Genomic DNA, 19,786 nt, shown 5'->3' with positions numbered 1-19,786 from the left:
CTGCACGCCCGCCACTTAGCGGCCATACTTACTATCACAAGAGACCAACTATGAGCTTTGACTCCCTGGGTTTATCTAAACCTTTATTAGACGCCGTAGCAGCACAAGGTTACGACACGCCCTCTCCTATTCAAGCCAAAGCCATTCCTGTGATTTTAGAAGGCAAAGACATCATGGCCGCTGCGCAAACCGGCACCGGTAAAACAGCAGGTTTTACCTTGCCATTGCTCGAGTTGCTAAGTAAAGGGCCCAAAGTTCGCGCCAATCAAGTTCGCGCCCTTGTGCTTACCCCAACACGTGAGTTAGCTGCGCAGGTTGGCGAAAGCGTGAGTACTTATGGTAAGAACATGGACCTAAGCTCTACGGTAGTATTTGGTGGAGTGAAGATTAATCCGCAAATGCAAAAGCTGCGTCGTGGCGCTGATGTGCTGGTAGCAACCCCTGGCCGTTTATTAGATCTTTACCAGCAAAACGCCTTTCGTTTTCAGCAGTTAGAAGTGATTATATTTGACGAAGCTGACCGCATGTTAGACATGGGTTTTATTCACGACATTAGAAAGATTTTGGCCTTGCTGCCAAAACAGCGCCAAACCTTAATGTTCTCGGCTACCTTCTCAGAAGAGATTAGAACACTGGCTAAAAGCTTAGTTAAAGACCCCGTTGAAGTATCGGTGACACCACCAAACGCAACTGCCAAAACCGTAAAACAGTGGATTGTACCGGTTGATAAAAGTAAAAAGTCTGGCCTGCTTACTCAGCTGATTAAAGATAATGATTGGCAGCAAGTATTGGTATTTAGCCGCACCAAACATGGCGCCAACCGCTTAGCCAAACACTTAGAACAACGCAAAATCTCAGCAGCAGCGATTCACGGCAATAAAAGCCAAGGTGCACGTACCCGAGCGTTGGCCGAATTTAAAAGTGGTGATGTACGAGTATTAGTTGCCACCGATATTGCCGCACGTGGCTTAGATATCGATCAGTTGCCGCAAGTAGTGAACTTTGATTTACCTAATGTGGCCGAAGATTACGTGCACCGCATTGGCCGTACTGGCCGAGCGGGTTCAACAGGTCAGGCAGTGTCTTTGGTATGTGCTGATGAAGTGGGAGATTTAATTGGCATTGAGCGACTCACTGGCCAGTTATTAGAACGTAAAGAAGTAGCCGGTTTTGAACCAAGCACCCAGTTACCAGTAACCCGCGATACTCGCCCCTTAAAAGCTAAAAAGCCGAAGAAGGCTAAAAGTCCACGTAGCGAACATAAAGATGGTCAGCGCTCTAGCGAAAATGCACGTGGTAACAAACCGGTCGGAAAAAATCGCCGCCACACCGGGGGTGGCACCAATAAGACCAGCCGCCGCTTTAGCAAACCCAAAGCTGCTAATTCGGGTAACAAATAACTAAAAAGTCGGTGACATCACCGGCTTTTTTCTAGGCTAAAAACTCTCTTCTAGCTGATTTACTGGTTTTAAACTTGCCGCCGTAGGCCGAAGTTTGGGTGCTTGAGCTTGCGTCCATCACCCCGCGTGCTTTCACGCAGAAATGGGTTGCCTCGATGCTAATAGCTACATCTTCGGTTCCCAATAAACTTTGTAAGGCCACCAGCACTTGTTGAGTTAAGCGCTCTTGTACCTGCGGACGCTGCGCAAAGAAGCGAACAATGCGGTTAATTTTTGACAAACCAATAATGTGGTCTTTAGGAATGTAAGCCACTTTCGCCAAGCCATCGATGGTGACAAAATGGTGCTCACAGGTGCTGGTAAAGGCGATATCTGACACCTTCACCATCTCTTCTACGGCCATTTTATTTTCAATGATGCTGATTTTTGGGAAGCGCGAATAATCTAAACCCGAGAACACCTCATCAACAAACATTTTTGCAATACGGTGTGGGGTTTCGGCCAAGCTATCATCACTTAAATCTAAACCCAAGGTAGCCACTACATCAGTCAAAGAGGCTTTTATCTTATTGTACTTCTGCTCATTGCTTAATTGATTGTCCACTAAGGGAGTTTCTATCCCTTTCTCAATCAACGCTTGGCGTACTTGAATTGCCTCTGGTGACAAGCAAGCGTCTTTTCTAAATTGTTTTTCAGCTAACGCTACTTTCATAATCACTTCCTTTAGATAGTTTCTTGGTTCACCCGCTACGGTTTAGTTAACAACACTATTAACCCTAGACCAGATGGCGACCACCGTCTAAGCCGATGGTGCGACCGGTTATATATTTGCTAGCCAGCAAGTAGTTAACCGCTGCTACTGCTTCACTCGCGCCCGGCTCAAGTGCCATTAATGATTTTGCCAAGGCCTTGGTCCGATACTCCGGAGGATCATCTTGGTTAAACATTAACAACGAGGGCGCAATACTATTCACTTTTACCGCTGGTGCAAGCTTAGCGGCAAAAGAATGGGTTAAATTGGCCAAACCCGCTTTACTGGCCGCATAAGCAATATGCTTGCTGCTGCCTTTATCTGCGACATAATCCGTCATATGAATAATGTCGCTAGCTTGTTGATCTTGATGATTTTTTAACAGCTCTTCAAAGGCGATATTGAGCTGATAAGGCGCACTAACATGCACACTCCACATGGCTTGCATTAATTGGTGCTGATTATCTAGCGCGGTATTGTTTAACCACTGCGAAGCATTATGGATAACAGCACGTAAGGCAGAGTAGTTCTCGAGTACATAGGCAATAAACTGGCTAATGCCTTGCTCGTCGCTAAAATCGGCAATGATGCAGTCTGCGCCTTTATCTCGTAAGGCTTGTACCGCAGCTTTGTCACTACGATAAGTCACAATCACCGAGTAACCTTGCTGCAGCAAATCTTCGGCAATCGCTAAGCCTAAGCGCTGGGTGCCGCCAGTAATTAGCACTGGTGCACTGCTGTTAGCTAGCTTACTCGGCATCACGCGAGCCCGATAAAGTCACCGATACCGAATCTGCAAATCGTAAGGCATGCGGTTTATCTACGGTGATGCTGGCGTTAATCACCCGCGGTTCATCCATTGCGAGGGTAAGCAAGTCGGCACACAGTTTTTCCAACAGGCGAAAGTGGCCTTGCTCAACGTGGGCGATCATCGCTTTGGTAATTACTTTGTAATTGAGTGCTAAATCCTCACTATCTGCTTCGCAGGCTTTGCTTGCTTGATAACGAATTTCGGCATTTATCACCACGTCTTGCTGCTTACTAAGCTCTTCTTCGTTAAAACCTATATACGTTCGCAAGCGCAAATTGGTAATGGTAATTAAAGCCGGTTCGAGCCGGAAACTATTGGCCAGTGGCGCCAAGTTAGAAACATTTGTTTTAGACACGTTGCTCATTGAGCTCTCTCTTAATATTTAAATTGCTTACTACATACCTAGCCCAGTTTGCGGGGCTTTAACAGCTGAAACGTTTTTTTGCTGTCGTTTGTGTGAAGGCAAGCTAAGACTGTTTTTGAATCACCAAACTTACCGAGCCCACTTTAAATCCAAATTTTCGCATCACCGACTCATTCACAATGGTGGTTGAGTTAACCAAATACATTTTGTCTTCAACCACCACATCTAACGATTTGCCTTTATATTGCAAAGTGAGCACATAGTCCATAAACAAGGCGTTGCCTGCCAGGTGCATCTTTGCGGGTTGGCTAACATCGTTAGCACTGGCAAGGTAGCTACCATCGTCCTGCTTAACCAAAGTCCAAATGCGTTGCTGCTTTTCGCCATCGTCAAAAACAAAATGCTCATCAAGAGTGCCAACCCCTTGCTCGTCCCAGCTGGCGTCGATGGTTACGTTAAAATAACGAATCAACTCTCCCGAACGGTTTTTAACAATGCCATGCGCGCTAAGTTGGCCATCAAAAAAATCTTCCAAAACCAAAGTGGGTTGGTTGTCTGCATAACTGGAAACATCGGCACTAGAACAACCCCACAAACCTGCCAGTAGGCTAAGTAACAGGAGGTATTTTCGATGTACGCTAGAGGCTAGTTGCATATCTATCTACGCCAGTTTTAACAATTACTCTTAAAACGGTTAGTGAGTGGGAATAGATCTACAGGCTTGAATTATTTGTTAATTCCAATCGCGGGGGGCACTTTCTAGGCATTTAACACAAGAGAGTTCTTTGCCAAGCATGCTAAAACGCCCCTGGTAATTAAGCACCCACGGTCGGTTTTGCCATGGCGGCTGGTGACGAACATGCTGGTAATGACCACAAGCTAACCGAGCGACCCAATGGCGCTCTTCGTCTAACTGAAAGCCAATTATTATTTGTAGCATTGCTATCCTTAGCGGCTAAACATTTCCCTTAACACCATGTGCGTACGCACCATCACCATTTTCTCCATTTGCTCTAGCTGCAAACGAATGTCTTCTAGGCGAGCCATTGAGGCCACTTCAACGTACAGCAACATATCTACGTCACCTGAAATAGCCTGACAGCGTTTAATTTCCGGAATGCCGCGCATAATCTCAGCATAGGCTTCACAATTGTGCTCTTTGTAACGAAGCTCTAAATGCGCAGCAATCGGCGCTTGCTCGCTATGGGTGCCCAAGCTAGCGTGATAGCCACTTATCTGCCCACTGCTCTCTAAATTGGCGATGCGCTCGGCGGTAGCCGAACGCGAAAGGTTTACCTGTCGAGCAATTTGACTCACCGGAGTACGCGCATTGGCCACTAACATAGCGACAATTTTTTGATCAAACTTATCCAAGCACTTACTTCCCTTTAATCACCCTATTTAACATGACCAAGCTTTTCACGGATTAAGCTAAACCGACTCTGGCGCGAACCACGCCAGCTCTTTGTGCAACTCTGTAACGCTGCCTACAACAATTAAAGACGGGCTTTCGGCTTGCTGCGCCAAGTCTGGTAATTCAGCTAAACTGCCGGTTAACACGCGTTGCTGCGGCGTGGCGCCACGCTCAATAATGGCACAAGGGGTGGTATCGGCTAAGCCATTTTTAATCAGATTTGCCTGAATGGTTGGACACTGCTTAAGGCCCATATAAAACACCAAGGTGTGATTAGAATGCGCTAAGGAAGGCCAATCAATATCTTCACCATGTTGTTTCAAATGGCCGGTAATAAATTGCACACTTTGCGCATGGTCACGATGAGTAAGTGGAATACCCGCATAGGCGGTACAACCCACCGCGGCAGTAATGCCGGGCACCACTTCAAAAGCTAAGTTTTCGGCTGCTAATGATTGCAACTCTTCACCGCCTCGGCCAAAAATAAACGGGTCGCCGCCCTTTAATCTAACCACGTGTTTGCCTAACTTTGCTTGGTCTACCAAGATTTGGTTGATGTCATCTTGCGGTACAAAGTGATGATCAAGCTTTTTACCAACGTACACCATCTCTGCGGTAGGCGAAGCTAAATCGAGGATCTCTTGCGACACCAAACGGTCAAATACAATCACATCGGCTGTGCGGATGCGCTTCACCGCCTTTACGGTAAGCAAGTCTGGGTCACCAGGCCCTGCACCAACCAGCGAAACAAAACCCAGCTCGTTAATTGCGGTAGATGAAGAGTGGGGCATTGTCTGTTTCCTTATTACTTGGTAGAGCGAATATTATATTTAGTGTAGCGGGCCTTTAGGCCAAAACCGTAGAGTATCAGTTCATAAGCCTCAAATACAAAAAAACCCCTAGCAACAGCAAGGGGTTATCATTTTGAGGTAAAACTACTGTGTATTGTGCTTAAGCTGCTTTACGTTGTGGCAAGGTTTTACCGTGAGTAACGTAAAGGCTTAGGCCAGTAACCAATAAGCCACCAACCAAGTTACCAAGAGTAACTGGAATTTGGTTCCATACTAACCAATCGGTGATAGTAAACTCGGCACCTAACATCATGCCTAGTGGGAATAGGTACATGTTTACTACGGCGTGTTCAAATACCAAACCAAAGAAGATGAAGATTGGGAACCACATCGCCAATACTTTACCGCCAACGGTTTTAGAGGTCATTGCGCCAACTACACCTAAACACACCATCCAGTTACACAAGATGCCTTTAACAAACACGGTAATCCAACCGTTTAAGCCATGCTCGGCAAAACCTAAAGTACGGGCTGTTGAAGCTTTAACAAAGGCTTGGCCTACTGCGCCAGGCTCAACACTAAAGTTCATGGTAAAGGTTAAGGCAACCAAAAACGCTACCGATACCGCACCAATAAGGTTGCCTAAACCCACTAATAGCCAGTTACGAAGCACACCTTTGGCGGTGACACCTTCACGTTTTTCAAACAGCGACAATGGCGCTAATGCAAATACACCAGTTAGTAGGTCAAAACCCATAAGGTTCAAAATACAAAAACCAACTGGAAATACTAAAGCACCCACAATAGGCATACCGGTTTGCACTGCTGCGGTAATTGCTACAGCTACCGCAATCGCTAAAATTGCGCCAGCCATAATACCGCGCACAATGGTATCGCGAGTAGACATAAATACTTTGCTTTCACCGGCATCGATCATGGTTTGAACGAATTCAGCGGGTTTTACGTAAGACATAATACTTCCTTAATTTTCTAAAATAAAATCTGTTATGCACTCACCGCAACACTGTCGGCTTTAATCTGCACCTTATAGCTCGCTACCGAGACCGTTGGGTTCTCTAGGCAGATGCCGGTTTCAAGATTAAAACGTTGCTTTTTAAGTGGGCTTGCTACCCAAAGCTGACCTTGATGCTCACAAATCAATCCGCGCGACAAAACGTTCGAATTAGCAAAAGGGTCCATGTTATTAATGGCAAATACTTGCTCATTGTTACGTGGGCGAAAAAGGGCTACTTGCTGGCCATTTACTAGCGCGCAAATACCGGTACCTGGGGTAATATCGTTTAACTTACAAACGGTTTCGAAACTCATGATTATGCCTCCAACTCAACGTGTAGAATGTCGCCTTTTGCCTGTGGGTGTTTCTCGGCAAAAGTAGCCGGACGATGCTGTTCGCGCTCGCTAACAAACACTACGTTTTCATCACGTTGGTCGCTATTAATGAAATGAGCAAAACGTTTAAGTTGCGCTTCGTCGTTTAGAGTGTCGCTCCACTCACAGCTATAGCTCGCAACCAATTTAACCACGTCGGCTTCTAGTTGTTGGTTAATGCCAAGTTTGTCGTTTACAACCACTTCACGCAGGTAATCAACACCGCCCTCTAGGTTCTCTAACCAAACTGAAGTACGTTGTAATTTGTCGGCGGTGCGAATGTAGAACATCATGAAACGATCTACGTATTTAATCAGGGTTTCTTGGTCTAAGTCTGCAGCCAGTAAATCACCGTGGCGCGGCTTCATACCGCCGTTGCCGCCTACGTACATATTCCAGCCCGCATCGGTGGCGATAATGCCTAAATCTTTACCTTGGGCTTCGGCACACTCGCGGGTACAGCCCGATACACCAAACTTCATTTTGTGAGGAGTACGAATGCCTTTGTAGCGGTTTTCTAGCATTACGCCCAAACCAACACTGTCTTGCACACCAAAACGACACCAAGTGCTGCCCACACAGGTTTTAGCCATGCGTAAGGCTTTACCGTAGGCTTGGCCGGTTTCGTAACCAGCAGCAATTAACTTGCGCCAAATATTTGGAAGGTCATCTTTTTGCGCACCAAACAAACCAATGCGCTGGGCACCAGTCACCTTGGTATAAAGGGCATATTCTTCAGCTACTTCAGCCAGTACGCCAAGTGCTTTAGGGGTAACTTCGCCACCCGCCATGCGTGGAATCACCGAATAGGTGCCGTCTTTTTGCATGTTGCCAAGGAAGTTATCATTGGTATCTTGCAGGCTTACTAACTCTGGCGCCAATACGTGGTCGCCCCAGCAAGAAGCTAAAATAGAACCAACGGCTGGTTTACATACTTCACAGCCGTAACCTTTACCGTGTTTGTTTAATACCTGCTCAAAGCTTTTATGGCCTTCAATTCGAACTAGGTGGAACAGCTCTTGGCGTGAGTATTCAAAATGTTCACAAAGGTGGTTATTAACTTCTACGCCCGCTTTAGCCAACTCTGCATTTAGTACTTGGCCAATTAGCGGTAAACAACCACCACAGCCAGTGCCTGCATTAGTAGAGGCTTTAATCTCGGCCATCGTCGTTTGGCCATCGGCCACTGCTGCAGCTATCTTACCTTTGGTAACATCGAAGCAAGAACAAATAACCGCTGAATCAGGTAAAGAGTCTGCGCCCATTGCAGGTTTTTCTGCACCCGCATGAGCAGGCAAGATAAGCGTGTCTGGATGTTCAGGTAAATCAATGTCGTTAAGTTTAAGCTGGAGTAAGTTGCCGTAATCAGCGGTATCGCCCACTAACACTGCACCTAATAGTTTTTTGCCGTCTTCTGAAACGATCAGGCGCTTATATACACCCTCTTCATCGTTTTGGTAAACAAAACTCTTACAGTTTGGCGTGCGACCATTGGCATCACCAATACTGCCTACCTTTACTCCCAGTAACTTAAGCTTGGCACTCATGTCCGCGCCTTCGAAAGCGCTGTTGTTACCTAACAGGTGATCTACCGCTACCTGGGCCATTTTGTAACCAGGCGCTACTAAACCAAAGAAACTCTCGTTCCAAGAGGCACACTCACCAATGGCGTAGATGTTTTCGTCTGAAGTTAAACATTGATCGTTAATCGCAATACCGCCGCGAGGTGCAATGCTTAGCTCAGATTGACGTGCTAGCTTGTCTTGCGGACGAATACCGGTAGAGAACACAATGAAATCAACTTCTAGCTTGGTTTCATCGGCAAATTGCATGGTATTACGAGCATGCTCACCTTGCGCTTGGATTTCTAAGGTGTTTTTGCTGGTGTGCACTTGTACACCCATGCGCTCAATTTTGTTTCGCAGTAATAAACCACCTTGCTGGTCGAGCTGCTCGGCCATTAATACTGGAGCAAACTCAATAACATGGGTTTCTACGCCTAGCGCTTTTAAAGCACCCGCCGCTTCTAGACCTAATAGACCACCACCTACAACGGCACCGCTCTTACTCTTTTTAGCAGATGCTTCAATGGCTTTTAAATCTTCAATGGTACGGTAAACAAAGCAGTCTTTGTTTTCGCTACCTTTAATCGGTGGAACCCAAGGGTAAGAGCCCGTAGCCATTACTAGTTTGTCGTAAGCAATCTCACGACCAGTGCTTGAATACACCACTTTTTGCTCACGGTTGATATTGATAGCACGTTCGCCAAGCAATACCTCAATGCCGTGTTTTTCGTAGAAGCCATGTTTAACAAGAGACAGCTCTTCAGCAGTGTGATGAGAAAAATATGAAGACAAGTGAACACGATCGTAGGCAACTCGAGGCTCTTCACAGAAAACTGTTACGTCGAATTGGCTTAAGTCAGCCTTCTCGACCAAATCTTCTAAATAACGGTGCCCCACCATACCGTTACCAACAACTACTAGCTTCAGCTTGCTCATAGATTTTCCAGCGACAAAATAAGATTAATGCGCGGATAATAAGATGTAACAAAAACAAAAGAATGATGTAGATCAATAACAACTTTAAACTACCCTAAAGAGGTATATTGAATATTTAACCATCAAAATCTGTAATATAATTACATCTGGGTAATAAAGTGACGCTAAAATTCACGTACTCCGGCAATCTTGATTTTGTAAAATCGCGGAAATAATTTTTACAAAGCTACTCAAAATAGGTAGTTGGTTTGAAAATTAAGCACCGTTATTTAGCCCTCGACTACACTTGAAAAAGGCAAAGGTTAATAAACTAAAAAGATAATGATAAGAAAGTTAAGCAAATGTTATTTCGGTATATTTTGTTTACTGGTGAGTTTGCTAAACGCATTTTCGCACCCAGCATTTGCTGTTAAAAACATCAATTTAACCAGTGGTGAATGGCCACCTTATCTTTCCATAGACTTGGCAAAAGGCGGCATAGCCGCACAAATTGTTAGCGAAGCTTTTGCTCAACAAGGTATCAAAACGTATTACGGTTACTACCCATGGAAACGCTCATATGAATATGCTCGACGTGGCTATGGCGCAGCAAGCTTTAAGTGGCACGGCAGCTTAGCCTGGATTAAAACCGAGCAGCGCGAACGACACTTTTGGTTTAGCGAGCCCATTGTAAGTGGTAGTGAAGTTTTGTTTTCCTTGAAGTCGAAACCGGTACATTGGCAAAAAATAGAAGACTTAGAAGGTATTATAATAGGCGGAACATTATCCGCCGCTTACCCCACCCTGGAACAAGCAGCGCGCAGCAAACTGATTACCTTAGATAAAGTGGGAGATTACCAAAGCCTATTTGAACGCTTGTTGTATCAACGCATCGATGCAATAGCGCTAACCAAAACCGTTGCCTTGCACTACATGACCAATCATTTGAGCGAAGCAGAGATCCAGCAAATTACCTATTCCGAAACTCTCGTAGAGCAACGCCACTTTCGGCTTATGCTCTCTAAAAAACATCCGGAAAATCAGCACTATTTGCAGCAATTTAACCAAGGTTTACAAAAGCTCAAAACAAGCGGCCGTTACGCAGAGCTTTTAAAGCAGCTAGAGTCTAGGTTGGGCTCACCGTTAAATTAACGGCAAACACCGACTATTTAGCGTTAGTTCCCGCTATTTTTACAGCTTTCAAGTGAGTTGATTGGCGCTATGCTTTAGCTTTGTTATTCATCCTGTGAGCATTCATGAGCCGCTTAAATCAACAACTTGGCATCAGCCAAGGTATCGCATTACTCGCCACCTCTTTACTTGGCACTGGTATCTTTGTTGTTCCTGCTATTGCCGCTAGCATTGCCGGACACAGTTCTTTATTAGCCTGGCTATTGCTGATTAGCTTGGTATTGCCAATAGCCTTTACCTTTGCGGCATTAGGCAAGCGTTATCCTCACGCCGGCGGGGCCGCTCACTTTGTTGCCAAAGCCTTAGGGCCTCGAGCCGAAAAGCTCACGGCCTTTTTATTCATTTCGGTGTTACCGGTTGGCTTGCCTGCTGCGCTAATGATGGCGACCGGATTTTGGCAGGCGATGTTTTCTATTACGCCAAATACCGCCTTAATCATTCAACTTGGTACGCTGCTCAGCATGTGGCTATTAGGCATGGGAGGCGCAAAACTCTCAGGCAATATTCAAGGTTTGATTGCGATTGCGATTGTATTGCTTGTAGCGGCATTGTGGTGGCAGGGCGATGTGCAAGCAGGCGATTATCAGCTTCCTGAACAGATCGATATTCCTAGTATTGCCCCTGCATTAGCTGTGATGTTTTGGTGTTTTGTAGGCATTGAAGTCTTTGCCCATATGGGCGAAGAGTTTCGTCGGCCAGAACGAGATTTCCCCATTGCCTTATTATTGGGTGTGTTTTTGGCTGGCGCTGTGTACTGGGCGGCGTCGGTGGTGGTGCTTAAATACGGCAGCTATGGAGACCAACTTGCCAATACCCAATCACTGCCTCATTTAGTCGCCATTATCTTTGGTCAAAAAGCCAAGTGGCTAGCCGCCATTGTGGGCTATTTAGCTTGTTACGCCAGCATCAACATTTATATACAAGGCTTTTCGCGCTTGCTTTGGAGCATGGCCGATGAAGGTCAGCGGCTAAAACCGTTAGCGCGTTTATCCAAAAATAAAATTCCACAACATGCGCTTAGCACCATTGTTTTAGTTTGTGCAGTTAGCTGTGTTGCAGCCTGGCTATTTGAGTTACCACTGGACGAGTTAATCCGTTATGCCAATGGCAATTTCATCATGGTTTATCTGTTGAGTATGCTAGCTGGCGCTATTTTATTGCGTGGTTTTTTTAAGGTACTCGCCATGGTTGGCGTGCTGCTTTGTTGCTTGCTGTTAGTTGCCTTAGGTCAGCAGAGCATTTACGTATTGCTTCTGTGTGCAGCTTTCTTGCTGTTGCAAGTTGCTTTTAAACAGCTACAAACGCGAATCAAGGTGGACGCCAATAGCTGATCAGCAACTACAGCCCTAGTAGCGTGTTTGCCTCTGGGCTAAACCAGCCACAAAGATAGAATCTAACAGCCGTCTATTTTGCTTAATCGCTTGCGGCTTCAACTCAATTACCGTAGGCTAAAAATTCATCATCAAGGAAATGATATGACCGCATTTTTAACCACAAACCAGCTAAGTCGCTTACTCGCACCCAGTGCAAGTATTTGCTTGGTTAAACTGTGGCTGCTGCTTATTTCTAGCAGCGGTGAAATGTAGATATTTTTTCACTGGCTGCGAAGTGCAGCCAGACCTTACTTGCCCTTCGTAGCCTTATCCAACTCCTAAAACAAGGCTCGCAAGGACATGACTATCAGTAAAACTAGCAACATCTTCGCTTCCGTTCCGCGCTTTTCTCAAGCAGCTAAAGGGCTCTGTTTGGCCTTGATGGCTACCGCTTTGTTTTCTCTCAAGGGAATTTGGATCAAGCTGGCTTACCAATTTGGTATCGACCCCGCCAGCCTAATGACGCTGCGCATGGCCTTTAGTTTACCGATTTACCTAATGTTAGCATTGTACTGGTGGAGGTTAGGCCGCTTAGAGCATCAAAAACTAAAAGGTAACATTGTGCCGGCTGCGCTGGTTGGAATAGCAGGGTATTACCTAGCTAGCTTTTTAGATTTAAGTGGCTTGCAATTCATCTCGGCACCGCTTGAGCGGGTGGTATTGTATGCCTACCCTGGATTTACCATTTTACTTGCTTGGTTAGTTTACCGTCAAAAGCCGCAGTTAATTGTGGTGCTTGCCCTACCCCTTAGCTGGTTAGGCGTGGGGTTAATGATGTGGAGTGAAACCAGCCATCAGCATGATCCCCAGCAACTTATCTGGGGAACCAGCTTGGTTATCGCTAGCGCCTTTAGTTTTGCTTTTTACTTGGTCTTTAGCAAAAACATTGTAGCCAAGATCGGCAGCCAAGCTTTTACTCTTATTGCAATGATTGCCGCCAGTATTGCTATTTTCATCCACTTTAGTTTGTACGGGGACTTTACCGCACTGCTCAACTATCCCGGTCAGGTTTATTGGTATGCGGCTTATATGGCGCTGTTTTCTACGGTAATTCCCTCATTTTTATTTAGTGAGGCTATCCATCGTATCGGCGCACAACGCACCGCGATTAGTGGCAGCGCAGGCCCGGTTTTTACCTTAATAATGGCCGCTTGGATACTTGGCGACAGTATTGGTGTTCTGCAAATTGCTGGTATTGGCCTAGTTGTGGTGGCCGTGGCGCTATTAAACAAGAACTAAGCAAACAAGACATAGCCTAAGGCTATGTCTTGTTTTATTCTCAGCTTACATTGCTGCATCTGGCCATAACCTTAAATACAATGACAACGCTTAAATATTTAGCCGCTTACCCCGAGGCACTCACCAGCAAAATTGAAGATCTGCTTAAACAGCAGCGTTTAGCCGAGTTTCTATTAAATAAGTACCCTACAACGCATGACATATATAATGATAAAGCCCTGCGCGACTATTGTTTGTCACTAAAAAACCAATATATGCGTAAATCGGCACCGCTGAGTAAGGTTGTTTTTGATAAGAAAATTCATGTGGTAAACCATGCTTTAGGTTTACATACTTATGTATCGAGAGTTCAGGGAAGTAAATTAAAGAGTAAAAATGAAATAAGAGTGAGTAGCTTGTTTCAAAACGTACCTGAGCCGTTTTTAAACATGATCGTGGTACACGAACTCGCTCATCTAAAAGAAAAACAACATAACAAAGCCTTTTACCAACTGTGCCAGCATATGCTGCCTAATTACCATCAGCTTGAGTTTGATACGCGGGTTTACCTTACTCAACTAGAAGAAGTTGGGCCAATTTACTAGCCCAACTATTTGTTTTTAACCTAGGCCACTGCACCAGCGCCTTTAGGATTAGCGCCATAGTTGTTGTCTTCATGGCTATCTGACGCCAAGAAAATCAACAGTATAATCGCACCAATCAGCGGAATAAGCGCAATAAGCTGCCACCAACCGCTGCGACCAGTATCATGTAAACGCCTAGCGGCGATACTAATACTTGGGATGATTAGACCTAGCGTTAGCACTAGCGAAAGCAAAGGCAAGCCAATAATGGCATCGATAATGTTCGCTGCTATGCCAAAAATGAAGTAGAACAAGATGAACATCCAGTACTCTTTTCTACGAGCTCGTCCTGAAAAATCTGCGTATTTTTTTAACGCCCCAATAAAGTATTCCATTATGTTCCTTTTATATCTTTTACTAAACCAATCCAAAACTGGTGCTCGTAGCACCAGTTGAAAATAAAGTTAAGCCATTGTTATAAAAGAAACTATGATATAAGTCACTTGATCATCAATAAGCTATTTTAAGCACTGCTCAACTCAGCTATTTACCATCCTGCTACCACCTTTGGTGCGATAGCCTTTTAATGTTGACGCTAACCCTGCAGCTGCTTCACCCAATTGTTCAACCGCTGGCACTGACGAAATATTAGCTTGTTTAATCACCTCATATTGCATGCGCTGATTGCGAAATAACATTAAGGTCTTGGCCTATTTCACCCATTAAACGCTCACTAGTTTTGGCCTGTTTACACTGTTTTTTCAGTTAAGCTCGATAGCAGCTTAGTTCCCGATTGCAGATCTTCAATCATGCTTTGAATTTCCACCGTGGCGTCTTGGATTCGCTGGGCTAAGCTGGGTATTTCATCGGCTACAACAGCAAAATCATCTAGCTTTTATATGCAACTTGCAAAGCACCGCACAATTGGCTAATTGCACCGTTGGGAAAATGGTGAGCACCAGCTTCAACAGCTTGTTTCGGCAAGTAATTACTACGAAATAAAACATCTTACAGTAATCTGTCCTAGGCTTAACAAATAGCAAAAATGCTCACTGCAAAGCACTTGTATAATGCACCTAGCATACTGTAGAGTATTTACTCTAATACCATAAGGACTGTGTTAAAGTGATAAGACACTTTTGGGGTTTAAACCTAGCTAGCCTTGGCTGCCTAGCTAGCCTTGGCTGCCTAGTTAGCCTATTGCTGCCAGTAAATGCTAATGCCATTAGCTTCGAGCAAGCATGGCAAGATGTGCTAGAGAAAAACCAAAGCCTCGCGGCCAATAAGGAAAACGTAGCCCGCAGCGAAGCGCTGCGCGACGCTGCAAAAGATCTCTACTTCCCCAAAGTAGATTTAACCGGTAATTACACCCGTTTAGAAAAACCCGTTTCGCTTGATTTAAAAGACTTAGAGCCTTTGGCATCACTCGATTTAAGTGGTTTGGACCCCGCGCTAGGACAGATTTTAGCGCCGCTTTTAAACTTACCAACGGTAACTAACTTCACTGAGCAAGACATTACCACCAGCTCCATTCGGGCAATTTGGCCGCTGTATACTGGTGGCCGTCGCGGCGCCGCCATCGATATCGCACGTGAGCAAAATATTGAAGCTGGAAAAGTACTCGCCATGCAGCAGCAGGCTAAATTTGAAGACCTCGCCAAAGTTTACTTTGGGGTGGTGCTGGCTGCACAAGTGGCAGAAACCTATAAAGAGGTGGAAGACGGGCTTAAAAAACATCAACGTAATGCGGTAAAACTAGAGCAGCAAGGACAAATCGCCTTTGTGGAACGACTGCAAGCGGATGCCTCTTACGACAAGGCCAAAGTTGATACCAGAAAAGCCCTGCGAAATTATGAAATTGCCCAGTTAGCCTTAAAAGAATTGCTGCATGCCCAACAGGCTATTCAACCCACTTCTAGCTTATTCACTCAAGCAGACATCCCTGAGCTAGAAAGCTATATGTCGCAAACCCTAAACAGTTATCCGGGTTTAGCGATATTGGACAGTAAATCAGAACAAGCTAAAAAGATGGTGACCATAGCCAAAGGCGGTTACATGCCAGAGGTATACATGTTTGGTAACTATGACATCTACAAAGGCGACAGCTTAGCCGCTAAATACGCGCCCGACTGGATGGTGGGGGTTGGTGTGTCGGTGCCAATTATTGATAACTCTGGTCGCTCCGGCAAAGTAAATGCCGCCAATAGCACCGTGCTGCAGATTTCTTATATTCGCGCCCAAGCAGAGCGCGACCTGGGCTTGCTGGTAGAAAAAACCTATCGAGAAGCCGAGTTAGCATTAGAAGAATACCAAGGGCTAGAATCCACCTTGGCGCTAGCAAAAGAAAACTTACGTATTCGACTAAAAGCCTTTAGCCAAGGTTTAGCGACATCTCTCGACGTTGTGGATGCCGAGATGTACCAAGCAAGCGTGAAAACTCAGCGTCAATCGGCCGCTTATAGCCATGTAATTGCATTGGCTAAACTCACTGCCTTAAGTGGTGAAATGGCCAATTTTTCTCAATATTATCGATTTAACTAGGGTCTATTATGCGTAAATGTTCCGCGGTGTTACCCATTGTGCCCTTGCTGGCGATTATTGTTTGGGTTGCTTATTCATTTTGGCAGGCTTACCAGCCGCAGCCCTATACGCTGCAAGGCCAGATTGAAGCTCAGCAGTACAATATTTCATCCAAAGTAGCTGGGCGGATCGACCAAGTATTAGTGAGAAAAGGCGACCAAGTAGAGCCTGGGCAACTAATTTTTTCCATCACTAGTCCTGAATTAGATGCTAAATTAGAGCAAGCCAAAGCTGGCCAACAAGCAGCATCAGCCATGGCTGAGCAAGCTGAAAACGGCGCTAGAGCACAAGAAATAGCCGCGGCTAAAGACCAATGGCAAAAAGCCTTAGCAGCCGCTAACTTGGCAGAAAAAACCTACCAGCGGGTTGATAACCTGTACAAAGATGGCGTGGTTGCCGAGCAAAAACGCGACGAAGCTTACACCCAATGGCAAGCAGCGCGTTATACCGAAAATGCCGCCTCACAGATGTATCAATTAGCCAAAGAAGGTGCCCGTGACGAAACTAAGCGCGCAGCCTTAGAGCAAGCCCGCGCAGCAGCAGGTGTAGTAGCAGAGGTAGAAGCCTTCACCAGCGACACCTTAGTGACAAGCTGGCACTCTGGCGAGGTAAGCCAACTGCTGCTGCAAAGTGGCGAGTTAGCGCCTACTGGCTTCCCGGTGGTATCTATTATTGATATGCAAGATGCTTGGTTGGTATTGCACGTTCGTGAAGATCAACTTAGCCAATTTCAAAAAGGCCAACAGTTTAGCGCCATGCTACCGGCCCTGGATAATCAAAGTTATAAGTTTGAAGTAGCCCATGTGGCAGTAATGGGTGATTTTGCCACGTGGCGCGCCACCGATAGCCGTACAGGCTTTGATTTACGCACCTTTGAAGTTGAAGCCCGCCCCTTGCAGCAGATAGAGCAATTACGTGTAGGCATGAGCGCCATTGTTAAGCTTGAGCAACCTTAAGATGAATGCCACCAGTGAACCTCCGCTTAGTCTGAGACAACTGTATCAACAACAGTGGCTTTTGCTGCGTGACAATCGCTGGCTAATGGCCATGCTCACCTGGTTGCCATTGTTCGCTTTTTTAGCCGTTTGGTGGGTATTTTCTTCAGGTTTAACCCGTGAGCTACCGATTGCCGTGGTTGACCACGATCATAGCCAATTATCGCGCAGCCTAATTAATCACTATGATGCTAGCCCAACCCTAAAAGTACGCAGTGTTTACGGTGAACCACAAGCCCGTTCTATGTTACGCACCGGGGAAGTATCAGCTTTAGTAATAATTCCAGCCGATATGGAAAAGCATACCAAGCTGGCACAAACACCTAGCGTTGCGGCTTATTACAACAGCCAGTTCATGGTAATAGGCAAACAAATCAACTCTGCTTTGCAACAAGCTCACGGTACTTTTAGCGCCAAAGTTGCTGTGGCAAAAGCGCTAAGCCACGGCAATACCCAAACTTTACAAGCATTGGGCAGTGCTGTGCCTATTCGCAATCAAATCAGCGCCTTATATAACGGTAATAGCAACTATGCCCAATTTATTGTATCGGCAGCATTACCTGCATTTTGGCAAATTTTGATCATGACGGTAATGATTTTGGCGCTGGGTTCAGAGCTAAAAGACAATAGCTTTAAAAGCTGGCTAGCCAAGCAAGCTTGGCAAAAGCTAACCATAAAACTTAGCTTTTTTGGCGCTTTGTTGTGGCTGCAAGGCATATTACTGTGCACCTTAATGTTCCACGGTTTTGACTGGCCAATGCGAGGCTCTTGGAGTGTATTGCTACTGGCCTTACTGTTGTGTGTGGTTGCCTCTCAAGCCATCGCCTTAATTTTTATGCTGCTGTTTGAAGATGTAGCACGGGCGCTTAGTTTCGCAGGCGCTCTTACAGCACCTAGCTTTGCTTTTATGGGGGTAACGTTTCCGGTCAGCAACATGCCTTGGTTCGCCCAATTTTGGCGACAACTTATTCCGATAACCCATTATATTGAAGTGCAAATAGCCCAAGCCAACTACGGCGCTAGCGCTTTACAATCATTACCTAACTTATCGGCTTTATTACTATTCGGCATCGCCTTTATCAGCGCAGCGTGGCTGGTGAAAATACGCTTTAGTAATCCACACAACGTGGGGCTAAACACATGAACACATGCTTGTTATTGCGTATAGAGCTACGCAGAGTTCTTAGTAATCGGGCACTTATACTCACGGTATTTGGCGGTTTACTGCTGTACGCTTTTTTGTATCCTCAGCCCTACTTAAACCAAACGCCATTACAACAACCTATTGCAGTAATTAATGCTGATGGCAGCCAACTAAGTCGCCAGTTAATTCGTATGGTAGACGCCAGCCCTTTGCTAAAAGTGACCAGCCAAGTTGCTAGCATTGAAGAAGCTCAGCAACAGTTGGTGGAGCGTGAAGTAGGTGGATTATTGGTGATTCCCGAGCATTTCTATAGAGATGTATTAATGGGCCGCTCACCCACTTTATCCTATGCTGGGGATGCGTCTTACTTTTTGGTTTATGGAACCATAGTACAAGGCTTAGCCAGTACCTCTGGCACCTTAGCGGCACAAGTAAAAGTAGCCAAGATGGTAGCCGATGGCATCCCGCTAGCACTTGCCAGCACCTTACATTCACCCATTCAGCTAAATGCCAATGCAGCCTTTAATGCCCACCAAGGCTATCTGGATTATGTCATTCCTGCAGTGTTTATTGTGATTTTGCACCAAACGCTACTCATCGCAGTTGGGCTACATGCTGCGCCAGCCTTTACCTCACAATCAACATTATTAAGGCGAGCTAGCCCTTGGCAATTAGTGCTGGTTCGCAGCTTACTATTTAGCTTGATCTATAGTTTGATGAGCAGTTTTTATTTTGGTGTGGTATTAAATTTTTACGGGGTACATCACTGGGCGAACATTGCCCATATCTGCCAGCTGCTATTGCCTTTTTTAATCGCTACTGCAGGCTTAGCCCAATGTATTGCGGTTATATTACCTAAACGAGACTACGCCACCATAGTTGGTTTAATGACCTCGCTACCAACAGTATTTGTATGTGGTTTTATCTGGCCGCTAAGCTCTATTCCATCTGCAATTAACATTATTGCCGATCTAGTACCTGCTAAACCAATGGTGTTAGCGATGTTAAAACTCAACCAAATGGGCGCCAGCTTTAGCGAGATTCAAGGCCACTTTGCTCATCTATGGATACTGGCGATTACCTTTAGTAGCTTAGCGCTAGCCTTACTCCATATGCAAAAAGCGAAAGCGACTCCTTCTCTCAACAAGGTCGAAAAGCTACTTTGATAATCTGACATTTATCCTAAAAACTAAACATTCTTTAAATCATTAGCTTAATTAGCAAACGGAAAAGTAATTTTCATAAGCTCGAAGCGCTCACATCTTAAATACACAATTACAACAACTTATCAATATTTGTCA

The 19,786-nt window shown here is 45.4% G+C and carries 21 protein-coding genes; 9 read left to right on the top strand and 12 right to left on the bottom strand.

The window, feature by feature from the left end; translation table 11 throughout:
• Positions 1-50: 50 nt before the first annotated feature.
• Positions 51-1,400, top strand: coding sequence for a DEAD/DEAH box helicase (locus LQZ07_RS00620; protein ID WP_152783880.1), 1,350 nt, complete (start codon positions 51-53; stop codon positions 1,398-1,400).
• 31 nt (positions 1,401-1,431) lie between these two features.
• Here the strand turns inward: LQZ07_RS00620 and folE are convergent, their stop codons facing one another.
• The 10 genes from folE to nirB form a co-directional block, all read right to left on the bottom strand.
• The gene (folE, locus tag LQZ07_RS00615) at positions 1,432-2,112 is read right to left on the bottom strand and encodes a GTP cyclohydrolase I FolE (protein ID WP_016399983.1); all 681 of its coding nucleotides are present in this window, start codon (positions 2,110-2,112) and stop codon (positions 1,432-1,434) included.
• 64 nt (positions 2,113-2,176) lie between these two features.
• A complete protein-coding gene (gene folM, locus LQZ07_RS00610; protein WP_152783882.1) occupies positions 2,177-2,911 on the bottom strand; it encodes a dihydromonapterin reductase in 735 nt (244 codons plus the stop codon).
• Positions 2,901-3,326, bottom strand: a complete 426-nt coding sequence (gene folX / locus LQZ07_RS00605) for a dihydroneopterin triphosphate 2'-epimerase (RefSeq protein WP_227981481.1) — start codon at positions 3,324-3,326, stop codon at positions 2,901-2,903. The genes folM and folX overlap by 11 nt, the downstream gene beginning before the upstream one ends.
• A gap of 103 nt (positions 3,327-3,429) precedes the next feature.
• Entirely contained in the window at positions 3,430-3,981 is a 552-nt protein-coding gene (locus LQZ07_RS00600; RefSeq protein WP_152783884.1) for a DUF3833 domain-containing protein, read from the bottom strand.
• A gap of 78 nt (positions 3,982-4,059) precedes the next feature.
• Complete coding sequence (locus LQZ07_RS00595; RefSeq protein WP_040306610.1) at positions 4,060-4,266, bottom strand: DUF3565 domain-containing protein; 207 nt, start codon at positions 4,264-4,266, stop codon at positions 4,060-4,062.
• Between the two features lie 8 nt (positions 4,267-4,274).
• Positions 4,275-4,700, bottom strand: a complete 426-nt coding sequence (locus LQZ07_RS00590) for an Lrp/AsnC family transcriptional regulator (RefSeq protein WP_016399988.1) — start codon at positions 4,698-4,700, stop codon at positions 4,275-4,277.
• Positions 4,701-4,757: 57 nt separating this feature from the next.
• The gene (gene cobA / locus LQZ07_RS00585) at positions 4,758-5,531 is read right to left on the bottom strand and encodes a uroporphyrinogen-III C-methyltransferase (protein ID WP_152783886.1); all 774 of its coding nucleotides are present in this window, start codon (positions 5,529-5,531) and stop codon (positions 4,758-4,760) included.
• A gap of 160 nt (positions 5,532-5,691) precedes the next feature.
• Positions 5,692-6,504: a formate/nitrite transporter family protein gene (locus LQZ07_RS00580; RefSeq protein ID WP_152783888.1), complete on the bottom strand. Its 813-nt coding sequence runs from the start codon at positions 6,502-6,504 to the stop codon at positions 5,692-5,694.
• A 32-nt stretch (positions 6,505-6,536) separates the two neighbouring features.
• Positions 6,537-6,863, bottom strand: a complete 327-nt coding sequence (gene nirD, locus LQZ07_RS00575) for a nitrite reductase small subunit NirD (RefSeq protein WP_246611979.1) — start codon at positions 6,861-6,863, stop codon at positions 6,537-6,539.
• Positions 6,863-9,421, bottom strand: a complete 2,559-nt coding sequence (gene nirB, locus LQZ07_RS00570; protein ID WP_152783892.1) for a nitrite reductase large subunit NirB — start codon at positions 9,419-9,421, stop codon at positions 6,863-6,865. Before nirB ends, nirD begins: the two co-directional genes overlap by 1 nt.
• 321 nt (positions 9,422-9,742) lie before the next feature.
• On the opposite strand from nirB, the gene LQZ07_RS00565 reads away from it, so the two are divergent.
• The 4 genes from LQZ07_RS00565 to LQZ07_RS00550 all read left to right on the top strand — a co-directional run bounded on the left by LQZ07_RS00565 (position 9,743) and on the right by LQZ07_RS00550 (position 13,787).
• Positions 9,743-10,552 (top strand): ABC transporter substrate-binding protein, encoded by an 810-nt coding sequence (locus LQZ07_RS00565; RefSeq protein ID WP_152783894.1) that lies wholly within the window; start codon positions 9,743-9,745, stop codon positions 10,550-10,552.
• A 104-nt stretch (positions 10,553-10,656) separates the two neighbouring features.
• A complete protein-coding gene (gene yjeH, locus LQZ07_RS00560) occupies positions 10,657-11,922 on the top strand; it encodes an L-methionine/branched-chain amino acid transporter (RefSeq protein WP_152783896.1) in 1,266 nt (421 codons plus the stop codon).
• A gap of 342 nt (positions 11,923-12,264) precedes the next feature.
• Positions 12,265-13,203: a DMT family transporter gene (locus tag LQZ07_RS00555; RefSeq protein ID WP_152783898.1), complete on the top strand. Its 939-nt coding sequence runs from the start codon at positions 12,265-12,267 to the stop codon at positions 13,201-13,203.
• Positions 13,204-13,283: 80 nt separating this feature from the next.
• Complete coding sequence (locus tag LQZ07_RS00550) at positions 13,284-13,787, top strand: M48 family metallopeptidase (RefSeq protein ID WP_152783901.1); 504 nt, start codon at positions 13,284-13,286, stop codon at positions 13,785-13,787.
• A gap of 20 nt (positions 13,788-13,807) precedes the next feature.
• On the opposite strand, the gene LQZ07_RS00545 is transcribed toward LQZ07_RS00550, so the two are convergent.
• A complete protein-coding gene (locus LQZ07_RS00545; protein ID WP_040306614.1) occupies positions 13,808-14,161 on the bottom strand; it encodes a DUF805 domain-containing protein in 354 nt (117 codons plus the stop codon).
• 144 nt (positions 14,162-14,305) lie between these two features.
• The gene (locus tag LQZ07_RS00540; RefSeq protein WP_194164176.1) at positions 14,306-14,464 is read right to left on the bottom strand and encodes a hypothetical protein; all 159 of its coding nucleotides are present in this window, start codon (positions 14,462-14,464) and stop codon (positions 14,306-14,308) included.
• 427 nt (positions 14,465-14,891) lie between these two features.
• On the opposite strand from LQZ07_RS00540, the gene LQZ07_RS00535 reads away from it, so the two are divergent.
• Genes LQZ07_RS00535 through LQZ07_RS00520 form a run of 4 tightly spaced genes read left to right on the top strand, consistent with a single transcriptional unit; the run spans position 14,892 to position 19,651 of the window.
• A complete protein-coding gene (locus LQZ07_RS00535; RefSeq protein WP_249483446.1) occupies positions 14,892-16,307 on the top strand; it encodes a TolC family protein in 1,416 nt (471 codons plus the stop codon).
• Positions 16,308-16,315: 8 nt separating this feature from the next.
• Complete coding sequence (locus tag LQZ07_RS00530; RefSeq protein WP_152783902.1) at positions 16,316-17,302, top strand: HlyD family secretion protein; 987 nt, start codon at positions 16,316-16,318, stop codon at positions 17,300-17,302.
• Between the two features lies 1 nt (position 17,303).
• On the top strand, positions 17,304-18,485 hold the full coding sequence (locus tag LQZ07_RS00525) for an ABC transporter permease (protein ID WP_152783904.1): 1,182 nt from the start codon (positions 17,304-17,306) through the stop codon (positions 18,483-18,485).
• Positions 18,482-19,651 carry an ABC transporter permease gene (locus LQZ07_RS00520; protein ID WP_152783906.1) on the top strand — a complete coding sequence of 390 codons (1,170 nt, stop codon included), beginning with the start codon at positions 18,482-18,484 and terminating at the stop codon, positions 19,649-19,651. The genes LQZ07_RS00525 and LQZ07_RS00520 overlap by 4 nt, the downstream gene beginning before the upstream one ends.
• Positions 19,652-19,786 lie beyond the last annotated feature (135 nt).

Source organism: Agarivorans sp. B2Z047, from assembly GCF_023373605.1.
GTDB classification, from domain to species: domain Bacteria; phylum Pseudomonadota; class Gammaproteobacteria; order Enterobacterales; family Celerinatantimonadaceae; genus Agarivorans; species Agarivorans albus.
This window is presented reverse-complemented; position numbering and strand designations above follow the sequence as displayed.

Excerpts from the sequence above, each read along its gene's own strand:
- LQZ07_RS00620 (WP_152783880.1), top strand. The coding sequence starts at position 51 with ATGAGCTTTGACTCCCTGGGTTTATCTAAACCTTTATTAGACGCCGTA.
- folE (WP_016399983.1), bottom strand. The coding sequence starts at position 2,112 with ATGAAAGTAGCGTTAGCTGAAAAACAATTTAGAAAAGACGCTTGCTTG.
- folM (WP_152783882.1), bottom strand. The coding sequence starts at position 2,911 with ATGCCGAGTAAGCTAGCTAACAGCAGTGCACCAGTGCTAATTACTGGC.
- folX (WP_227981481.1), bottom strand. The coding sequence starts at position 3,326 with ATGAGCAACGTGTCTAAAACAAATGTTTCTAACTTGGCGCCACTGGCC.
- LQZ07_RS00600 (WP_152783884.1), bottom strand. The coding sequence starts at position 3,981 with ATGCAACTAGCCTCTAGCGTACATCGAAAATACCTCCTGTTACTTAGC.
- LQZ07_RS00595 (WP_040306610.1), bottom strand. The coding sequence starts at position 4,266 with ATGCTACAAATAATAATTGGCTTTCAGTTAGACGAAGAGCGCCATTGG.
- cobA (WP_152783886.1), bottom strand. The coding sequence starts at position 5,531 with ATGCCCCACTCTTCATCTACCGCAATTAACGAGCTGGGTTTTGTTTCG.
- LQZ07_RS00580 (WP_152783888.1), bottom strand. The coding sequence starts at position 6,504 with ATGTCTTACGTAAAACCCGCTGAATTCGTTCAAACCATGATCGATGCC.
- nirB (WP_152783892.1), bottom strand. The coding sequence starts at position 9,421 with ATGAGCAAGCTGAAGCTAGTAGTTGTTGGTAACGGTATGGTGGGGCAC.
- LQZ07_RS00565 (WP_152783894.1), top strand. The coding sequence starts at position 9,743 with ATGATAAGAAAGTTAAGCAAATGTTATTTCGGTATATTTTGTTTACTG.
- yjeH (WP_152783896.1), top strand. The coding sequence starts at position 10,657 with ATGAGCCGCTTAAATCAACAACTTGGCATCAGCCAAGGTATCGCATTA.
- LQZ07_RS00555 (WP_152783898.1), top strand. The coding sequence starts at position 12,265 with ATGACTATCAGTAAAACTAGCAACATCTTCGCTTCCGTTCCGCGCTTT.
- LQZ07_RS00550 (WP_152783901.1), top strand. The coding sequence starts at position 13,284 with ATGACAACGCTTAAATATTTAGCCGCTTACCCCGAGGCACTCACCAGC.
- LQZ07_RS00545 (WP_040306614.1), bottom strand. The coding sequence starts at position 14,161 with ATGGAATACTTTATTGGGGCGTTAAAAAAATACGCAGATTTTTCAGGA.
- LQZ07_RS00540 (WP_194164176.1), bottom strand. The coding sequence starts at position 14,464 with ATGTTATTTCGCAATCAGCGCATGCAATATGAGGTGATTAAACAAGCT.
- LQZ07_RS00530 (WP_152783902.1), top strand. The coding sequence starts at position 16,316 with ATGCGTAAATGTTCCGCGGTGTTACCCATTGTGCCCTTGCTGGCGATT.
- LQZ07_RS00525 (WP_152783904.1), top strand. The coding sequence starts at position 17,304 with ATGAATGCCACCAGTGAACCTCCGCTTAGTCTGAGACAACTGTATCAA.
- LQZ07_RS00520 (WP_152783906.1), top strand. The coding sequence starts at position 18,482 with ATGAACACATGCTTGTTATTGCGTATAGAGCTACGCAGAGTTCTTAGT.